This is a genomic window from Billgrantia bachuensis (assembly GCF_011742165.1).
Lineage (GTDB): Bacteria > Pseudomonadota > Gammaproteobacteria > Pseudomonadales > Halomonadaceae > Halomonas > Halomonas bachuensis.
Genome location: NZ_JAAQTO010000023.1, coordinates 185,599 through 202,372 on the forward strand (window position 1 = coordinate 185,599; position 16,774 = coordinate 202,372).

Sequence of the window (16,774 nt, forward strand, 5' to 3'; positions counted from 1 at the left end):
GGTCCGGCAACGCCACTGCCGGGGCGAGTCAACCCTCGGAGCCATCTCGATTGCCGAAAGCGTAGTCGCGCTCGACCTTGGCGATGCGTACCTGGAAGGCGGCATACCAGTCGTTGCGTCCGAGGCGCTGTGCTTCGCGGTGCTCCACATGCCGCTTCCATTGCTGGATCGCCTCCAGGCTGTCCCAATAGGAGACCGTCACGCCCAACTCCTCGCGTGCCGATTCCAGCCCGAGAAAGCCCGGCTGCTGGGCAGCCAGCTCGGCCATGCGCTCGGCCATAAGCCCATAGCCGTTGTCTCCCGCCGTACGCAGCGAGGTGAAGATGACGGCGTAATAGGGCGGCTCCGGTGTCTTCGCGATATGGGTCATAAGACCTCACAAAATTGTGTCTCGGGATTTTCCTGGCGATGCGTGGCCGTGCTATCACTGCGCCGCCAATGGCAGCGGGTATTTCCCCAAGCGCCATTCTCGGAGAGTATAAGCGCGCGTGCGCACTGCGCGCTCCTTTCCTCTGCTTGCTGGAGATGGCATGCCGACGCTGACGCTCGATCACGGAAGACGGGTCACCCTGACCTATTTCGTCGCCTTCATCGCCATCGGTATGTGTGTCGGTCTGCTCGGCCCCACCCTGCCCTACCTCGCCGACATGACGGGATCGGGCATGAGCCAGATCGCCATTCTTTTCACTGCCCGCGCCATGGGCACCATGCTGGGCTCGGTACTCTCCGGAGTGCTGATCGATCGCTTCGACGGACACCGAGTACTGGCAGCAATGCTGCTGCTACTGGCAGCCGGGCTCGCCGCGGTACCGTTCAGCCAGGCGCTGATCCTGCTCGCTGCCGTGATGTTGCTGCTCGGCCTGGCCGAGGTGTCGGTCAATGCCGGCGCCAACACACTGCTGCTGTGGACTCACGGCACAGCGTCGCCGCCGTGGATCAGCGCCCTGCATTTCTGCTTCGGTCTCGGCAACATGCTGGTACCGCTAGTGCTGGTGGCAGTGCTGCGCCTGGAGTTCTCCTTTGCCTGGGCATTCTGGCTCGTCGCGCTGTATGTCGCGGTCCTGCTGTTTCCGCTGCTGAGCCAGGCCAGCCCTCGACCGCCCGACATCACCGTCGGCAACCGCCCCGCTTCTCCACCCCAGGATGGCTGGCGGCTGGCGATCTTCCTGCTGATGTTTGGCCTCTATGTCGGTATGGAGGTCACCTTCGCCGGCTGGATTACCGCCTATGGCGTGCTCAGCGGCCTGGCACCGGCGGAGGCCGCCCTTCTGGTCACGCTGTTCTGGCTGACACTGTCCGCCGGACGACTGTTGGCCATACCGCTGATTCGCCTGCTGTCCCCCTGGAAGGTCCTGTGCGGCTGTCTGGCGCTGGGCCTGTTCAGCGCACTGGCGCTGCATGGCCGGTGGTTGCCGCTACCGCTCATAGCCCTGCTCTTCGGTCTTGCCGCGTCGGCGATCTTTCCCACCCTGTTCGGGTTGAGCAACCAGTTGATGCCCATCAGCGGGCGCACCACCGGCTGGATCTTCCTGTCCAGTGGGCTCGGCGGCATGGCACTGCCCTCCCTGACCGGGCCACTGCTGGAGCGCGCCGGCACGGGCGCCTTTCCGCTGTTGCTTGTGGCTCTGGTCGGCCTGTTGCTCCTGGGGCTCGTCGCCCTTCGCGCCAGGGTGAAGCGCAGCACCGATCGTCGCTAACGCTTCAGTGCTGCTTCACCCGCCAGATTCGCCAGGCCAGCAGGCCGACGATCAACACCCCCAGCGGCCCCAGAACGGCCGCCGCGGTGTGGGGCTGGACCGAGACGCCCAGCGCTTCCAGGCTCTCCAGGCCCAGCTTGAACAGGCTGAACACGTAGTAGCTGATGACGATGATCGAGAGCCCCTCCACCGCCTTCTGGATCTTGAGCTGACTGCTCGCCCGCTCGTCGAGGCTGTTGAGGATGCTCATGTTCTGCTCCTCGATTTCCACCTGGGCACGTGTTCGCAACAGGTCGTTCAACCGGGCAGCGCTCTCGGCCAGGCTCTCCTGACGCTCATGGATGGCGGCACAGTAGTGTACCGTGGGGCGAAAGCGCCGCAGGATGAAGGTGCCCAACCGGGGGCAGTGGTCGACCCGCGCCTCCCTGAGCTCCTCGATACGGGAAAACACGATGCGCGCATAGGCCTCCGTGGCGCTGAAGCGTTGGCGCGAGCGGGCACCGCTGCGTTCCAGTCGCGCAGAGAGCTGTGAAAGCGCCGTCAGAAGCGGCCGCGGATTGGCTTCTTCCTGCTCGGCGTTGCGATCGGAAAGTTCCCCCAGCTCAACCTCGTAGCCCTCCAGTTCCAGCGCCAGTTCCTTGGCCAGGGGCAGCGATAGCGAGGCCATCATTCGGTAGGTTTCGATCTCAAGCAGACGGCGCACCATGCGCCCCAGGCGGAAGGCATTGAGCCCCTCGTTGAGCATCAGCAGACGATTGAAGCCCGCGCTATCGAGGTGGAAATCGCTCCACACCGTGGCATCACCGCCGCCCACCTGCGAACCGGCCGGGTCGTTGAAGCCATACGCTTCGGCGCTGCCCAGCCAGGTATCGACGTTCTCCACCAGGACCAGGGTGGCATTCATCAGGGCCGCCTGCTGCGCCTCGACGACCTTCGTCAACCACGTTGGCGGAGCGCACCACGCCTCGCTTCCTACGGCCTTCGGCACCATCAGGGTCAAGGTGGAAAACTCGGTATGGCGTTCCCACTTCAATACCATGCCCTCGAAGGTAAGGATCTGCTGAGCCGCATCGGCATTGCAGGCGATACCGGTCGTTTCAGCCAGCTGCGCCAGCATGGCGGCGTGAGTCTGAACATCGGCGAAGAACGCGTAGTGATAGAGGTGTGCTGGCTCGGAAAAATAGATCGAGGGGCGTGCGTGCAGTTCGTTGTGCAGTCGTTCTCGTTGGGGGTGCATGCCAAGGGCCTGAAAAAGAGTCGGTCCTTGAGACTAAGGTCTAAACGCAGCGCCGCCAACCCCACCTTGGATGGGAAAGCACCGTCGTTTGGTCGTATCAGGGGTCGACGGCCTGCTCCTCCGCCAGAACTTCGAGCGGCACCGGCCCCTGCAGGAAACGCCCCATCCAGGCCAGGGCGTTGGGCAGGCTGGACCGCCAGACACGCCAGGTGTGTCCACCGCTGAACACCTCCATTTCTATCAGCTCCGGTTGATGTGGCGCCAGTGCCTGACGTACGAGTCGCGCATGATGCTCCGCGTTGTAGACGTCGCGATTGCCGGCACTCAGATAGAGCGGCACGACCTCTTCCCGCTCCAGATAGTCGTCTAGATAAGCGGTATAGTTGCGGCGCTGCCACAGCCCCTCATCGAAGTTGCCTGCCGAATCGAGGAAAGCGGGATGACGCCAGGCCGAGGAGTTACGGGGCGGCAGCGGATGATAGCTCGCCGGGCTGAGGGCCGCCGCCGCGGCGAACAGGTCCGGTCGTTCGAGTACGAAGTTGAGGGTGCCATAGCCTCCGGCGGAGAGCCCGGCCATAGCGCGCCATTCACGCTGAGGCACGACCTGCCAGGTCTCCTCGACATAGGGCATGAGCTCGTTGAGCAAGGCCGAGCGCGCCGCCTCGTTGTGACCGTCGATCCACCAGCTCTCGCTGCCGGGCATGACGATGACCGTAGGCGGAATGATGCCATCCCGAATCATGCGGTCGGCCACCCGCTCGATGCCGCCGCTTTCGACCCAATCCCGCTCGCTGCCGAACGAGCCATGCAGCAAGTAGAGAATGGGATAGGCCTGGTTCGTCTCGTGATAGCCGTCGGGCAAGTAGAGAGAATAGTGATAGTCGCGCCCCAGAATCTCCGAAGCGAAACGATGGTAGGTCACTTCGCCGGCCTGGGCTGTCATTCCAAACCACAACGCCGCCAACAGAGCGATTACGGTGCGCTTGAATGTCATAGCACTGGCTCCCTGTGCCGGTAACACTAGCGTGCAGTGGGAATCTTTCCGTCTCGTCATGGTCCGACACCATATCGACGACCGATGTTCCTGCCACCAAGGAAGGCAAGGCGCTCATGAAGCGAATCGAAGAAATCTACTGGCTGCGCTTTTATGGCTGCCTGGCCGTGTTCGGCTTCCACTTCCTCGATCGCTTGAATCAATACGCCGACAACGTCTATCTCGACCTGGCTCGCATCCCCACCGTGCTCGGCACGCCCATTTTCATTTTCATCTCGATCTTTCTGTTCTCGGTCCGCTATGGCGATCAACCACCTTCCGGTTTCCTGATCAAGCGACTGCAGTACGTGATGGTGCCCTACGTCGTCTACGGCTTGATCTATGCCCTGACGAAGTATGTGAATCTGCGCCGCGAGGGCGTGCCGGCCGACCTCCTCGACACCCTTGTCGAATATCTGATCTATGCCGGCTGGCACGGCTACTTCCTGATCATCGCCATGCAGTTCTACGCCTTCTACTGGCTCTATTCCCGCTATGGCCTGGAGCGCTGGCTGCCACCCGCCCCCTGGCTGGTACTCGGCAGCCTGATCAGTATCGCCTACTGGGGCCTGACGCGACTCTTCGACCTCGAACCGCCCGGCTACCTGCTCTGGATCGCCCCGCTCGGCTGGATCTATCTGTTCTTCCTGGCCATGCTCGTCGTGCGTCATTATCCGCAGCTCGCCCCGCCGCGGCTGCACGAGATTCCCTGGCTCGAGGGTCTGTCACGGCCGGAGCTATTGCTGACTTATGTCGCCTCGATCGTCCTGTTAACCTGGTTCGGCTGGCTGGAGCACTCCTCCAAGGAGACCTGGGTCGTGCCGCTCTTCATCCTGTTCACGCTGTTTACCGTCACGCGACTGCGAAGTGTGCGGGCCACCCCCCTGGTGAAGTTCGTCAATCGCTATTCGTTCGGCATCTACCTGGCGCACCCCATGTTCTTCGCCATGGTGGACTTCGCCCACGAATTCGTTCCCTTCTCGCTGTTCGTCTATTCGCTGCTGCTGATCGTGGTGGGTATGACCGGCCCCATCGCGTTCAACCGGGTCGCCAACGGCGTTCCCGGAGGCGGCACGCTGTTCGGAAAGACACTGTACGTACCCAAGGAACGGCAGACGACCGCTACGCAAGCACGTTAGGCTCGGCCGGCGTTCTCGTAAGCCGCCTTCAGGCGATAGAACTCGGCGACGATGGCCTCCATGGCGTCGGGGTCGTATTCGCTCAGGCCGCTGACGACCAGCTTCTTCGAGCCGCTGCCGACAGGTTCGCCTCGGTCGATGATCCGAAATTCGAGCCTGACGTCACCGCGCTTGCCGGCCACCTCGAGGCTCGAGTCGACCAGTTCCAGCGAAGGCTCGGCCAGATCGAGCCGGTCGAGGGAAAAACCCATGCTGTCGTAGATCACCAGCGGCCGCTTGGGGTTGAACATCACGCCTCGCGCCTCGAGCAACGGCTTCAGTACATGGGGGAAGTTCTTGCCGGAAAAGGCGACGTAACAGCGCGTGAAGGCTTCTATGGCTGCAGCATCGAGACTGGTATCTCCTTCCCGGCTCACTTCGAGGTACTGTTTGCCCTCATCGTCCCTGACCACGAGCTGTCCCGCCTCGTTCTCATCCAGGCTCAACAGGGTTCCATCGCCCACCATGCTGCGAAAGCGAAAGTCCATGTGCCGGGAGAGGCCAAACCGACTCAGCATCAGGGCGAACAACAGGTCGCCGGGAACGCAGAATCGCCGCGCCCCAGGATCGTGGATGGGGTTGAAGTCTCCGGCGACACGCTTGGCGAAGTCGCTGGCCTGCTGCGCGGAGATGCGAAAGCTCGCGCCCGCTTGCGTATGGTAAGAGTCGAGAAACATTCGTGCTCTGGCCTGTCCTTGGTTGGAATAGCTCAAGTTGGCGATAATGCCATTTTTTTCATTGATGCGGCCACTTCGGACCGGGAAGCGCCGTTTCGACGGGCGCGACGGCCGTCGCTGATGCGCCCAGCTTGCTCACCGCACTTGAAACATAAACCATTGAATTCATGCTACCACTGAAACGGAGCACGGCTGACCCTATCGCCATTGGCACCCTTGCCCGTATTCGTCATTCTTGTGATATACCTATATCGTACAACAACGCTTGGCGGCTAAAGTGCGTTACATAATCATGAGCTGGCATGACGCGACGGACACAGCCGCCAGCACAGTAAGGGGATCGGGGGATAACACTATCGATACGCGCAGGAAGTCCTGGCCAGCCATCGTCTTCGTTGAGCCAGGCATGGGAGCCGTTTTTTCAGGTCGAGCGGGTACGGTGCAGTCATACCTTCGGGAAGCTGGCGCGTGGCTGGATTGACACGTTGGCTGCTACTGCCGTTGGTGTTGGCACTGCTATCTTTGCCCGTGCAAGCCAATGAGCGTCAGATCGTACTGATTGCTCATCCGAATGTGGCCGATGCCGTTCTTACCCGCGACACCACCCGGGCGATCTTTGCCATGCGCCAGCGCAGCTGGCCCGATGGCCAGGCCGTGCGGGTCTTCGTGCTGCCCAGTAGCCATCCCGTACATGCTCGCTTCGCCAAGGAGCGTCTTAGCGTTTACCCCCATCAGCTGCAGTTGGCGTGGGATCGTATGGTGTTCTCGGGGACAGGCCAGGCGCCCAGCCAGGTCGACAGCCAATCAGAGATGCTGGAACGCGTCGCCACGACGCCTGGCGCCCTTGGGTATCTGGAAAGGGAGTACCTGGATGAGAGAGTCCAAGTCATTACCATGGAGTAGACGCCATCGTTCACGCTCAGTATCCCTGGCGCTGGCCCTTACCGCCTGGGCGCCCATGGCCGCGGCGGAAAGCGTCATGGACACACTGCAGGTACACGGCTTTCTCAGTCAGGCACTCGTGATCACCGATGACAACGATTTCTTCGGACCCAGCAGCAGCGGTGACGGCAGCCTCAAGTACACCGAGATTGGTGCCAATGCTTCGTTTCGGCCTCGCCATGACGTGCTCGTAGCCGCCCAGGTACTGAGCAGACGCGCCGGCGGCGACGGCAGCGACGCCCGGCCGGCTCTCGACTACGGCGTGATCGACTATCAGCCGTACTCCGACCAACGGCGCACCCTGGGCATCCAGTTGGGGCGCTTCAAGAACCCTTTCGGCTTCTACAACCAGACCCGGGACGTCGCCTTCACCCGCCCCAGCATACTGCTGCCACAGTCGATCTACTTCGACCGCACCCGCTCGCTCGGCCTTTCCGCCGACGGCGTCAGCCTGTATGCCGAGGAGCGAATGCAACACGGTACTCTGCGTTTCACGGGTGGCGTCGGCACCCCCACCACACGCGATCTGGATAGCCAGCTCTACCCTGCCCGACTGGGAGTGGATGTGAACGGCAGCACATCCTCCATTGCCCAGTTGCGCTATGAACACTCCGATGGCCATTTCACGGCCGCCCTCAGCGCCGCGGACGTCAACCTGGACCTGGGGCTCGGCCCGTTTGAGGGAGAGCTCAACTTCCAGCCGTGGATCCTCTCGCTGCAGTACGACAAGGAGCGCTGGGCGCTAACGGGTGAGTTTGCCCTGCGCCAGGTATCGACGACCGCCACCGGCACACTGCCCGAATCCGACGTTACCGGCGAAAGTTGGTATGTCCAATATACTCGGCGCTTCTTCGACGACTGGCAGTGGCTGGTTCGCTACGACAACCTGGTGAACGATCGCGACGATCGCTCGGGCCGAGCCTACGAAGCCCAGGGCCGCGGCCCTGCCCATGCTCGCTATGCAGACGACATCACGCTCGGGTTGCAATGGCGGGTCAATCCCCGAGTGCTGGTGGCCGCCGAATACCACCACATCGACGGCACCGGCTGGTTGCCGTTACGTGACGAGCCCGACCCTGCCGAAACCCAGCGGAGCTGGAACATGGTGCTTTTTCAACTCTCATTGCGCTTCTGATCGACGGTCAAACTACTCTTCAAGAATCGGCCAGGGATTGCCTGTATGAGCGCTTCCTCCTCACAAGCACCTCGTTCACGACTGAGCCTGACCTGGCGAGTGCTTGCCCTGAGCAGCCTATTGCTGCTTGTGCTGGCGGGGCTGTTCACCTGGCTTGGACACGCCACCTTGACCCGCCAGTTCGAAGAGAGCCGCAGGGAGAGCAACCAGCGGGAAGCACGCGAAATCCAGCTCGCGCTGCAGCGCTCCGAGGCGAGCCTGCAGCAGATCGCAGCACTGACGGCCGCCTCCCCCGACCTGGGGCCGGCGTTGGCGAACGACGAGCAGGCGGAGCTGATCGGCTCTCTCTCGTCCCAATGGCCCACGCTACAGCTCGAAGCCGGTGTCGACGAGATCCTGGTGTTCGACGCCCAGGGGCGACAGTTGGCCGAGTGGGGCGAAGCCCAGGCAGACAGGGAACGCCCGGTGCAGGATTGGGTACGTCGAGTCATGGAGACCGAGTATCCGCTCTCGGCGCTGCGCTGTGCCAACGACTGTCGGCAGTATGCCGCCGTGCCCGTCCTGGTCGAAGGCGAAAGCGTCGGCATCGTGGTTCTGTCGCGCTCGCTGGCCGACGTGACCCGCCAGGCCCAGCAGGTTTCCGGCAGCGATGTCGCGTTGTTGATCACCGGAGCCTCTGAAGCGGAGGTGCCGTCAGAACGACACTTGACGAGCTGGAACGGTCTTCTCGTAGCACTGACACACCCGGAACATTACCTGGCAATGCTGCAACGGGCGGCGCAGATGGCCATGCTCAGCGATATTCTCGCAACACCGCTGCGCTTGCAGTACGACGGACGCGCTTACGAATTGTCCGCCGTGCGCATGGAGGCCGACGATAGCCGACGCAGTAGTGGCTTCTTTCTCCTGGCGGCCGACATTACTGCCCAGATCCGGACCATTCAGCAGAACACGCGTAACCTGCTGCTGGTCGGCATAGGCGGCTGGCTTGCCGCTGAGCTGTTGCTTCTGGCTATCCTGCTGCGCCCGATGGCAAGGCTACGCCGGCTGGCCGGCGTCCTTCCGGCCCTGGCCCAAGGCGGCTTCGCCAAGGCTCGTAGCGCCATACCCGTCCCTCACAGTCGCTTCGAGGACGAGATCGACGTGCTGGAGGGCACGACACTGGCTCTCTCCGATCAGCTGGAAGCACTGGAGCAGGAGGTCACGGCCCGAGGGCTTCAGCTTGCCGAACGGGTTGACGAGCTGGCGCGCGAGCGTGATTTCGTCGGCAGCCTGCTGGATACCGCTCGCGTCTTCATCGTTACCCAGAACGCTCAAGGACATATCACGCTGGTCAACGACTACGCCCTGGTGACCCTGGCCATGCAGGAGGAGCGCCTGCTGGGCCGTGCGTTCGACGAGGTCTTCACACCTCGCAAGGGCAATGAATCCGTCGAGGAAATTCCCCAGGAGGAGCGCAGCTTGGTGACGGCGGATGGACGGCAACGGACCATCGCCTGGTATCATGCGCCCCTGGCATCACACAACGACTCTCGGGCAGCACGGATCTCGGTCGGGCTCGACATCACCGAGCGCAAACTGGCCGAAGCGCGCCTCACCTGGCTGGCCGAGCGCGATCCGCTGACGGAGCTGTACAACCGGCGCTACTTCCAGGAGGCACTGGGGCTCGTCATGCGGCGCGGGCGCTGCGGCGCAGTGCTGCTGCTCGACCTCGACCACTTCAAGGACGTCAACGAACTCAGCGGTCACCACACCGGCGACCAGCTCCTGCGCATGGTGGCGGATACGCTGTTTCAGGAGTTCGGCCACTGCGGCATCATCGCGCGCCTGGGGGGCGACGAGTTCGCAATGTTGCTGGAGGGTGCCGACACCCGCCGAGCCATCAGCATTGCCAAGCAGATCACCCCGCTGCTCGACAACACCGGCCTGGATGCCGGAGGTCAACGTCACCGGGCAACTGCAAGCCTCGGCATCGCCCTGTTCCCGGCGCATGGCGACAACCCCGCCGACCTGATGGCCAATGCCGACCTGGCCATGTACAAGGCGAAGGAGAGCGGCTCCCAGCGCTGGCATCTGCTCTCGACGCTCGAGCGCGCCAAGGACGAACTGCAGGAGCGGGTCTACTGGGTGGAGCGGATTCGCCAGGCCATCGACGAAGAGGGATTCGAGTTGATGGTGCAACCGATCGTGCGCCTGAGCGATAACGACGTGCGCCACTATGAAGTGCTGCTGCGCATGCGTGGCCCGAAGGGGGCTCTCATTTCCCCGGCGCACTTCATCCCGGTGGCGGAGCGCAGCGGCCAGATCGTACAAATAGACCGTTGGGTGCTACGCCAGAGCCTGCGCGCCCTGAGTCGCGTTCAGGCCCAGGGCATCAGCCTGGCCGTCAACCTCTCGGGCCAGACCTTGCACGACGAGGGACTCAAGCAATTCCTCATGGAAGAGCTGTCGGCCACCGGTGCGGATCCGCACCACCTTATCCTCGAGATCACCGAGACGGCTGCCGTCACCGATTTTTCCAGCGCTCGCGGGGTTCTCCAGGCCCTGCGCGACCTGGGTTGTCGCACCGCCCTCGATGACTTCGGCGTCGGCTTCAGCAGCTTCCACTACCTCGGTGAGCTACCCGTAGACTTCATCAAGATCGATGGCGCCTTCATTCGCACCCTGAGCACGAACACAGACAGCCAGGTCATCGTCAAGGCCATTGCCGACATCGCGGCAGGCTTCGGCAAGCTGGCCATCGCCGAGTTCGTCGATCAGGAGGGACTGATACCAATTCTGATTTCCTACGGCATCTCTTACGGCCAGGGCTACCATCTTGGTCGTCCCACCCCTCTGGCTGAGGCCATTCCGGGAGTTTCGCATGGTGACACCTCGTCATAAGTCGAATTCCTGCGAACGTGACGTACCCCAGGGTGACCGGGTGCGCGAGTTCGTCGAGCAATACCGCTTCATCATCGCCCATAGCCGGGAGAACCGTTACCGAGCCTACGCTCTGCGCCACAAGGTTTTTCGCGAGGAGCTTCAGTACTCTCTGGGTGATGATGTCGATACCCCCTTCGAGAAAGATGCCCACGACAAGCACTCGATCCTCTGTCTGCTCCACCATGCCGGGAGCGATCGCGACGCTGGTTGTCTGCGGGTGGTCCTTCCCATCGACAATGATGGGCAGCCAAGGTCCCTGCCACTGGAGGAGAGCTGCGCTCACGGCCTGACCGATCCGCAGTTGCATCCGGATCGGTTCGAACGCCGCTCGCTCTGCGAGGTTTCGCGCCTCGCCGTGCATCCCGATTTTCGTCGCACACGCGAATGCGCCCTGGGGCTGCGCGAACAGGATCTGCAGCTACTGGAAGAGAATCGTTTGCCTCCTCCCTCCCCGTTGGTGACCCTGAGCCTGTTCCTGGCCGCCACTGCCATCGTCGGCCTATCAGGCAGGCGTCACGTCTTCTCCATGATGGAGCCACGCTTCGCTCGATTGCTGAAAATCTCGGGGCTGAAGTTCCGCCAGGTCGGCGACGTAATTGACTACTGCGGCCCCCGGGCGGCGTACTACATCGACCAGCACCAGGCTGAACGGGATCTCCAGTCCAGCCTGCAGCCGCTTTATCGCCATATCAAATCGACACTGGCTCCCCAAATGATGGGCGCCACCTAGATCGTCTAGCGAGGCTCACGGCAAGCCCCGCGCCGGCATGTCCGCACAGGCGCAGCGTGCTCGTGACCGGCCGCACTCTTGCCGACAAGTCAGGCCCGGGATGCAGTCGGCCCGGCCAGTTGAGTACCATGAGCGCCAATACGTTTCGATGCTCGCCGCGCGCCAGATCGGTCTCGCCTTTCGGCGAAGGTATAATGCCCGTGGCAGGATCGATGGCGTCGGCCAGGCGCTGGCGTATCCGCGCCACGACTGGGTGATTCTCCTGGCCGGTCAGCAGAAAGCTGAGGGCGACCTCGGCCTGGATATCGGCCGTCGCCTCGTCAAGGATGCGCTCGATTTCAGCGCTGAACGCATCGAGGATCCAGGCGTGCCGTTCAGCCGACACCCAGCGCTGATAATAGCGGCTGTCGGCGATCACGATATGCGTCATTCCATAAAGCCGGTTGCGATAGTCCGCTTCCTCCAGCTCTGCCACCGATTCCGCAGGAAAGACGGCAAGAAACGCCTCGCGCATCTCCTGGCGCAGGTCGATGACACCCAGTTGGTGCAGGAACCAGGCTTGGTTTGCTACCTGAGCGGCATACAGGCGCACGACCTCGGGGTTGGTCAGGAAACGCTGCCACGCCAGACCCGCCAGGTAGTCGAGCGCGCGCTCATGGTCGGGTACCGCTTCCAGCAGCCCGTAGTAGTCCGCCTGGATCAAGCGAAAGAGCAGTTGGCGACCGAACGCGATCTCGCCCCACTCCGCCAGCATCGCCTGCCTGGCGCGCTGCTTGGCCGTACGGCGTGGATAGTTCGCCACGATCTCCTGCGCCCGTGATGACGCATAGCCCGACTGCTCGAGACCGGCAATGTCCCGCTCGAGCTGAGCCAGAAGCCGGCGGCCATGAGCCTCGATGGGGGCGAGATAATGCGGCTCACCGCTGATGCGGTAAAGCCGCTGGGCATAGTGTCGCTGCTTGTCGGCGGGCAACTCGGGCAACACAGTTTCATAGACGGCCTGGATCGCCTGGCCGGCGGCCCGATGAGCGTCGTTAGGTGACGAAGCCTCGTGGGCGCAGCCTGTCAGGCACGCCAGCAAGAGCAGCATGGGCCAACGCCTGGCCACCTGGCGATGCAGGGCTCCTTCAGCCATCTTTTCTGCTCCGCTGCCGGGGCGAGATCATGCGTACCCTGACCTTGGGGCGTGCCACCCTCCGTTCGGCTGCGCTGTCGCCAGCCCCTGAGTCGCTGCCAGTCGCCGCTGGATCGGCCGGAGGAGGAATGACCACCCAGGCGAACACCGGCAGCGCGAGTCGCCAGTGGATGGCCGACAGACGCAAGCCCAGCGTCAACGTGAGCGCCAGGCCAATGGCGATCCCGGCCGGTACGCCCAACGCCCCCAGCCCCACGTAGGCGATACCGCCAGCGATGGAGGCCGTGGCATATACCTCTTGGCGCAGCACCATCGGCACCCGGCGCGCCAGCACGTCGCGCACCATGCCACCGGCCACGCCCGTTAACAGCCCCATCAGCACCGCCACCACGCCGGGTGTCTCCAGTTGCAGCGCCTTGTGGGCGCCGATCACGGTGAACAGCGCCAGGCCGAAAGCATCGGCCACCGGCAGGAAGACGCGGGAGAGGCGGTGAATGTAGTGAAAACCGATGATCGACAGACCCACGGTGGCGAGTATTACCCACAGGTAGGTGGGATCGGCGACCCAGAACACAGGCCTTACGCCAAGCACCAAGTCGCGAAGGGTGCCACCACCGATGCCGGTGACCGCCGCCAGCACCAGCATGCCGAACGGGTCCATCCGCGAACGACAGGCCAATATCACGCCCGAGAGAGCGAAGACGATCACCCCCGCCATGTCCAGCCAATACACCAGCCCCGTCAAATCACTCTCCCGAGTCGTGCGTTAGCCATGCTGCGGCCGATGTGCCGTCCCCTCATTGATAAGTCACCACGAGGAAACTCACCAATTCACCCTCGCCAACGTTCTCGATGGTGTGTTCCAGGTCGGCATGGTAGTGAGCCGAATCGCCCGGGTTCAGTTCGCAGCGATTCTCTCCCGCCTCGATCCGCGCATGGCCCTGTGTAACGGTCAGCAGTTCCCGGGTACCCTCGAAGTGGGCGGCGCTCTGCAGGCGCGCTCCCGGCGCAAGCCGGATCTCGTAGAATTCGACGTTTTTCTCCATGTGCAGCGGAGAGAGCGTACGAATGCGGCAATCGTGATCGTCGCGAAACAGCTGGCTGGCGTCGTCGCTGCGCACTACTTCGATGCGCGAGGCCGTCCAGGGCTGGTCCACCAGGTCGCCGATGTTCATGTCGAAGGCCTGGGCGATGCGCAGCGTTACCGCCAGGGTGGGATTGGCCTTACCGCGCTCGATCTGGCTGAGCATCGAGCGGCTGACCCCCGATGCCGCCGCCAGTTGCTCCAGGGTGAGCCCGCGCCGCTTGCGCAGCTCGATCACGCGGGTAGAGAGGCTACCGGGCTCGGCCTGCGATTCAGTCATCGTTGTGTCGTCCACCTACACTTCTCCTCGATACCAGGACATGTCCAGCCGGTGCAGCAGAGCGAGGCTTGCTGTGGCGACTGAAAAATCCAGGATAAGAGAATACTTTCTTGCATGACAGAAATATTCTGCAATACTGGAATCTATTCCCCTATAGTAAACCTCTCGTAGTGAATTGCCAGAATCCGCTCGCAGCCCACCCACCTGACCGACCAATGACAAGTACAGGAAGGAGCGACATGAAAGCACTGACCAAGAAGGAAGCGACACCCGGCCTGTGGCTGGACGAGGTGCCGGAACCGCAGGTCGGCATCAACGACGTGCTGATCAAGGTGAAGCGCACCGCCATTTGCGGTACCGACGTGCATATCTACAAGTGGGACAGCTGGGCGCAGAAGACGATTCCGGTGCCCATGGTGGTGGGTCACGAGTTCGTCGGCGAGATCGTCGAGGTGGGCTCCAACGTCAACGACTTCCACGCGGGCCAGATCGTTTCCGGTGAGGGCCACGTGGTGTGTGGCCGCTGCCGCAACTGCCTGGCCGGGCGCCGTCCCCTGTGCGCTCACACCAGCGGCGTGGGAGTGAATCGCCCGGGCGCCTTCGCCGAATACGTGTCGCTGCCCATGTCCAACGTGTGGGAACACAAGCCGGGCATCGACCTCGACGTGGCCGCCCTGTTCGACCCGCTGGGCAACGCCGTGCATACCGCGCTGCAGTACGACCTGCTGGGTGAAGACGTGCTGATCACCGGAGCCGGGCCGATCGGCGCCATGGCCGCCGCGGTATGCCGCCATGCCGGCGCGCGCCACGTGGTGATTACCGACCTCAATTCGGGGCGTTTGGAGCTAGCCTCTCGCCTGGGTGCCACTCGTACGGTGGACGTCGGGCGCGAGAATCTCGCCGACGTGCAGCGCGAACTGGGCCTCACCGAGGGCTTCGACGTGGGCCTGGAGATGTCCGGTAGCTCCGCCGCACTGCGCGACATGCTGGCCAACATGTGCCACGGCGGCAAGATCGCCATGCTCGGGATTCCTACCGAGGAGATCGGCATCGACTGGAACACGGTGATCTTCAACATGCTGACTTTGAAGGGGATCTACGGCCGCGAGATGTACGAGACCTGGTACAAGATGTCGGTGATGATCGAGTCCGGCCTCGATATTTCACCGGTGATCACTCATCGCCTGCCCTATACCGAGTTTCAGCGTGGCTTCGATGCCATGCTGAGCGGAGAAGCGAGCAAGGTCGTTCTCAACTGGGAGACATGACATGTATGGAGCCTTTCAGCAGCACCTGCGCGGCGAACTCGACGCCATTCGCCAGGCCGGGCTGTACAAGCACGAGCGCCAGCTGACCACTGCCCAGGGAGCCCACGTCGGCATCAACGCCGGCCAGGAAGTGCTCAACCTGTGCGCCAACAACTACCTCGGCTTGGCCCAGCACCCCGAGGTCAATGCCGCAGCGAAGGCGGGCCTCGAGGAGTGGGGCTACGGGCTTGCCTCGGTACGTTTCATCTGTGGCACCCAGAGCCTGCACAAGCAGCTCGAACAGCGCCTCACCGACTTCCTCGGCACCGAGGATACCATCCTCTACCCCTCCTGCTTCGATGCCAACGGCGGGCTGTTCGAGACCCTGCTCGGCGCCGAGGATGCAGTGATTTCCGACGAGCTCAATCACGCCAGCATCATCGACGGCGTGCGGCTCTGCAAGGCGCGGCGCTACCGTTATCGCAACAACGACATGGCCGACCTCGAAGAGCAGTTGAGAGCCGCCGACCGCGACGGTGCGCGCTTCAAGCTGATCACCACCGACGGCGTGTTCTCCATGGATGGCTACATTGCCCGGCTCGACGAGATCTGCGACCTGGCCGAGCGCTTTGATGCCTTGGTGCACTTCGATGACTGCCATGCCACCGGCTTTCTCGGCGAGGGCGGGCGCGGCACCCATGAATACCGCGGCTGTATGGACCGCGTCGATATCACCACCGGCACCCTGGGCAAGGCACTGGGCGGCGCCAGCGGCGGCTACACCAGCGGCAAGCGCGAGGTGATCGAGCTGCTGCGGCAGCGCTCACGGCCCTATCTGTTCTCCAATACCGTGGCGCCGCCGGTGGTAGCTGGCGCACTGAAGGCGATCGAGCTGGCCGCGGACTCACGCGAGCTGCGTGATCGCCTCACCGAGAACACCGCCTGCTTCCGCGAAGGGCTCGAACGGCTGGGCTTCGAGCTGCTGCCGGGCGAGCACCCCATCGTGCCGGTGATGCTGCACGATGCCGGTCTCGCCGGTCGCTTCGCCGAGGAGATGCTCAAGGAGGGCGTCTATGTGATCGCCTTCTCCTATCCTGTGGTGCCGCAGGGCAAGGCGCGCATTCGCACCCAGATGTCGGCCGCGCTGACCCGCGACGATCTGGAGCTCGCCCTCGCTGCCTTCGGCAGGGTGAAGGAGCGTTTGGGCCTTTAGAGCATCTTTCCCAACGCCTGATAGCGCTCGACCGCGCCGGCCTGTTCATGCAGCGGATCGAGCCCCATGCGCGGTGGTTTCGCTTCCATCGCTATTTGCTCCATCAGAAGCAGCACATCCGACGCCGCGAGGAGGCCATCGCACTGGCCGGCGAGCTGTTCTCACGCATCCGGGGGTAAGTAACCGGCCGCCTCCTCCCCCCGACTACGCCCGGTCCTCGCAGGATGTAGAGGATCCCCCCGGGCGCTTCACGTCACCCTG

General features: G+C 63.0%; 15 protein-coding genes. 8 read left to right on the top strand and 7 right to left on the bottom strand.

The window, feature by feature from the left end; genetic code table 11:
* Positions 1 to 28: 28 nt before the first annotated feature.
* Positions 29 to 370, bottom strand: coding sequence for an antibiotic biosynthesis monooxygenase family protein (locus HBJ55_RS09790; protein ID WP_167113518.1), 342 nt, complete (start codon positions 368 to 370; stop codon positions 29 to 31).
* 160 nt (positions 371 to 530) lie between these two features.
* Here HBJ55_RS09790 and HBJ55_RS09795 point away from each other — a divergent pair, with 160 nt between their 5' ends.
* On the top strand, positions 531 to 1,697 hold the full coding sequence (locus tag HBJ55_RS09795) for an MFS transporter (protein WP_167113520.1): 1,167 nt from the start codon (positions 531 to 533) through the stop codon (positions 1,695 to 1,697).
* 4 nt (positions 1,698 to 1,701) lie between these two features.
* Here the strand turns inward: HBJ55_RS09795 and HBJ55_RS09800 are convergent, their stop codons facing one another.
* Both HBJ55_RS09800 and HBJ55_RS09805 read right to left on the bottom strand, forming a co-directional pair.
* Positions 1,702 to 2,934: a DUF3422 domain-containing protein gene (locus tag HBJ55_RS09800; protein ID WP_167113522.1), complete on the bottom strand. Its 1,233-nt coding sequence runs from the start codon at positions 2,932 to 2,934 to the stop codon at positions 1,702 to 1,704.
* 97 nt (positions 2,935 to 3,031) lie between these two features.
* Positions 3,032 to 3,928, bottom strand: a complete 897-nt coding sequence (locus tag HBJ55_RS09805) for an alpha/beta hydrolase (protein WP_167113525.1) — start codon at positions 3,926 to 3,928, stop codon at positions 3,032 to 3,034.
* Between the two features lie 116 nt (positions 3,929 to 4,044).
* Between HBJ55_RS09805 and HBJ55_RS09810 the strand changes: the two genes are divergently transcribed.
* Positions 4,045 to 5,106 carry an acyltransferase family protein gene (locus HBJ55_RS09810; RefSeq protein WP_167113528.1) on the top strand — a complete coding sequence of 354 codons (1,062 nt, stop codon included), beginning with the start codon at positions 4,045 to 4,047 and terminating at the stop codon, positions 5,104 to 5,106.
* On the opposite strand, the gene HBJ55_RS09815 is transcribed toward HBJ55_RS09810, so the two are convergent.
* Positions 5,103 to 5,822: a DUF3581 domain-containing protein gene (locus tag HBJ55_RS09815; RefSeq protein WP_167113531.1), complete on the bottom strand. Its 720-nt coding sequence runs from the start codon at positions 5,820 to 5,822 to the stop codon at positions 5,103 to 5,105. The two genes, HBJ55_RS09810 and HBJ55_RS09815, sit on opposite strands and share 4 nt — an antisense overlap.
* A gap of 468 nt (positions 5,823 to 6,290) precedes the next feature.
* On the opposite strand from HBJ55_RS09815, the gene HBJ55_RS09820 reads away from it, so the two are divergent.
* The 4 genes from HBJ55_RS09820 to HBJ55_RS09835 all read left to right on the top strand — a co-directional run bounded on the left by HBJ55_RS09820 (position 6,291) and on the right by HBJ55_RS09835 (position 11,554).
* Positions 6,291 to 6,725 carry a type 2 periplasmic-binding domain-containing protein gene (locus HBJ55_RS09820; protein ID WP_338071996.1) on the top strand — a complete coding sequence of 145 codons (435 nt, stop codon included), beginning with the start codon at positions 6,291 to 6,293 and terminating at the stop codon, positions 6,723 to 6,725.
* A 76-nt stretch (positions 6,726 to 6,801) separates the two neighbouring features.
* Positions 6,802 to 7,899 carry an OprO/OprP family phosphate-selective porin gene (locus HBJ55_RS09825; RefSeq protein ID WP_240936053.1) on the top strand — a complete coding sequence of 366 codons (1,098 nt, stop codon included), beginning with the start codon at positions 6,802 to 6,804 and terminating at the stop codon, positions 7,897 to 7,899.
* Between the two features lie 45 nt (positions 7,900 to 7,944).
* A complete protein-coding gene (locus tag HBJ55_RS09830) occupies positions 7,945 to 10,782 on the top strand; it encodes a bifunctional diguanylate cyclase/phosphodiesterase (RefSeq protein ID WP_167113537.1) in 2,838 nt (945 codons plus the stop codon).
* Complete coding sequence (locus HBJ55_RS09835; RefSeq protein WP_167113540.1) at positions 10,763 to 11,554, top strand: PEP-CTERM/exosortase system-associated acyltransferase; 792 nt, start codon at positions 10,763 to 10,765, stop codon at positions 11,552 to 11,554. The genes HBJ55_RS09830 and HBJ55_RS09835 overlap by 20 nt, the downstream gene beginning before the upstream one ends.
* On the opposite strand, the gene HBJ55_RS09840 is transcribed toward HBJ55_RS09835, so the two are convergent.
* From HBJ55_RS09840 to HBJ55_RS09850, 3 genes are read right to left on the bottom strand one after another with little or no spacing between them, the layout of a single operon-like run.
* A complete protein-coding gene (locus tag HBJ55_RS09840) occupies positions 11,514 to 12,689 on the bottom strand; it encodes a DUF3541 domain-containing protein (protein WP_167113543.1) in 1,176 nt (391 codons plus the stop codon). The two genes, HBJ55_RS09835 and HBJ55_RS09840, sit on opposite strands and share 41 nt — an antisense overlap.
* A complete protein-coding gene (locus tag HBJ55_RS09845; RefSeq protein ID WP_167113545.1) occupies positions 12,682 to 13,434 on the bottom strand; it encodes a trimeric intracellular cation channel family protein in 753 nt (250 codons plus the stop codon). The genes HBJ55_RS09840 and HBJ55_RS09845 overlap by 8 nt, the downstream gene beginning before the upstream one ends.
* Before the next feature lie 52 nt (positions 13,435 to 13,486).
* Positions 13,487 to 14,053 carry a helix-turn-helix domain-containing protein gene (locus HBJ55_RS09850; protein ID WP_167113549.1) on the bottom strand — a complete coding sequence of 189 codons (567 nt, stop codon included), beginning with the start codon at positions 14,051 to 14,053 and terminating at the stop codon, positions 13,487 to 13,489.
* Positions 14,054 to 14,292: 239 nt separating this feature from the next.
* Between HBJ55_RS09850 and tdh the strand changes: the two genes are divergently transcribed.
* Positions 14,293 to 15,321, top strand: a complete 1,029-nt coding sequence (tdh, locus tag HBJ55_RS09855) for an L-threonine 3-dehydrogenase (RefSeq protein ID WP_167113552.1) — start codon at positions 14,293 to 14,295, stop codon at positions 15,319 to 15,321.
* A 1-nt stretch (position 15,322) separates the two neighbouring features.
* Complete coding sequence (gene kbl, locus HBJ55_RS09860; RefSeq protein WP_167113555.1) at positions 15,323 to 16,513, top strand: glycine C-acetyltransferase; 1,191 nt, start codon at positions 15,323 to 15,325, stop codon at positions 16,511 to 16,513.
* The last annotated feature ends 261 nt before the right edge of the window (positions 16,514 to 16,774 follow it).

What these genes read in the sequence shown, in the direction of transcription:
- HBJ55_RS09790 (WP_167113518.1), bottom strand. Translation starts at nt 370, where the DNA reads ATGACCCATATCGCGAAGACACCGGAGCCGCCCTATTACGCCGTCATC.
- HBJ55_RS09810 (WP_167113528.1), top strand. Translation starts at nt 4,045, where the DNA reads ATGAAGCGAATCGAAGAAATCTACTGGCTGCGCTTTTATGGCTGCCTG.
- HBJ55_RS09805 (WP_167113525.1), bottom strand. Translation starts at nt 3,928, where the DNA reads ATGACATTCAAGCGCACCGTAATCGCTCTGTTGGCGGCGTTGTGGTTT.
- kbl (WP_167113555.1), top strand. Translation starts at nt 15,323, where the DNA reads ATGTATGGAGCCTTTCAGCAGCACCTGCGCGGCGAACTCGACGCCATT.
- HBJ55_RS09835 (WP_167113540.1), top strand. Translation starts at nt 10,763, where the DNA reads ATGGTGACACCTCGTCATAAGTCGAATTCCTGCGAACGTGACGTACCC.
- HBJ55_RS09830 (WP_167113537.1), top strand. Translation starts at nt 7,945, where the DNA reads ATGAGCGCTTCCTCCTCACAAGCACCTCGTTCACGACTGAGCCTGACC.
- HBJ55_RS09815 (WP_167113531.1), bottom strand. Translation starts at nt 5,822, where the DNA reads ATGTTTCTCGACTCTTACCATACGCAAGCGGGCGCGAGCTTTCGCATC.
- HBJ55_RS09825 (WP_240936053.1), top strand. Translation starts at nt 6,802, where the DNA reads ATGGACACACTGCAGGTACACGGCTTTCTCAGTCAGGCACTCGTGATC.
- HBJ55_RS09795 (WP_167113520.1), top strand. Translation starts at nt 531, where the DNA reads ATGCCGACGCTGACGCTCGATCACGGAAGACGGGTCACCCTGACCTAT.
- tdh (WP_167113552.1), top strand. Translation starts at nt 14,293, where the DNA reads ATGAAAGCACTGACCAAGAAGGAAGCGACACCCGGCCTGTGGCTGGAC.
- HBJ55_RS09850 (WP_167113549.1), bottom strand. Translation starts at nt 14,053, where the DNA reads ATGACTGAATCGCAGGCCGAGCCCGGTAGCCTCTCTACCCGCGTGATC.
- HBJ55_RS09800 (WP_167113522.1), bottom strand. Translation starts at nt 2,934, where the DNA reads ATGCACCCCCAACGAGAACGACTGCACAACGAACTGCACGCACGCCCC.
- HBJ55_RS09840 (WP_167113543.1), bottom strand. Translation starts at nt 12,689, where the DNA reads ATGGCTGAAGGAGCCCTGCATCGCCAGGTGGCCAGGCGTTGGCCCATG.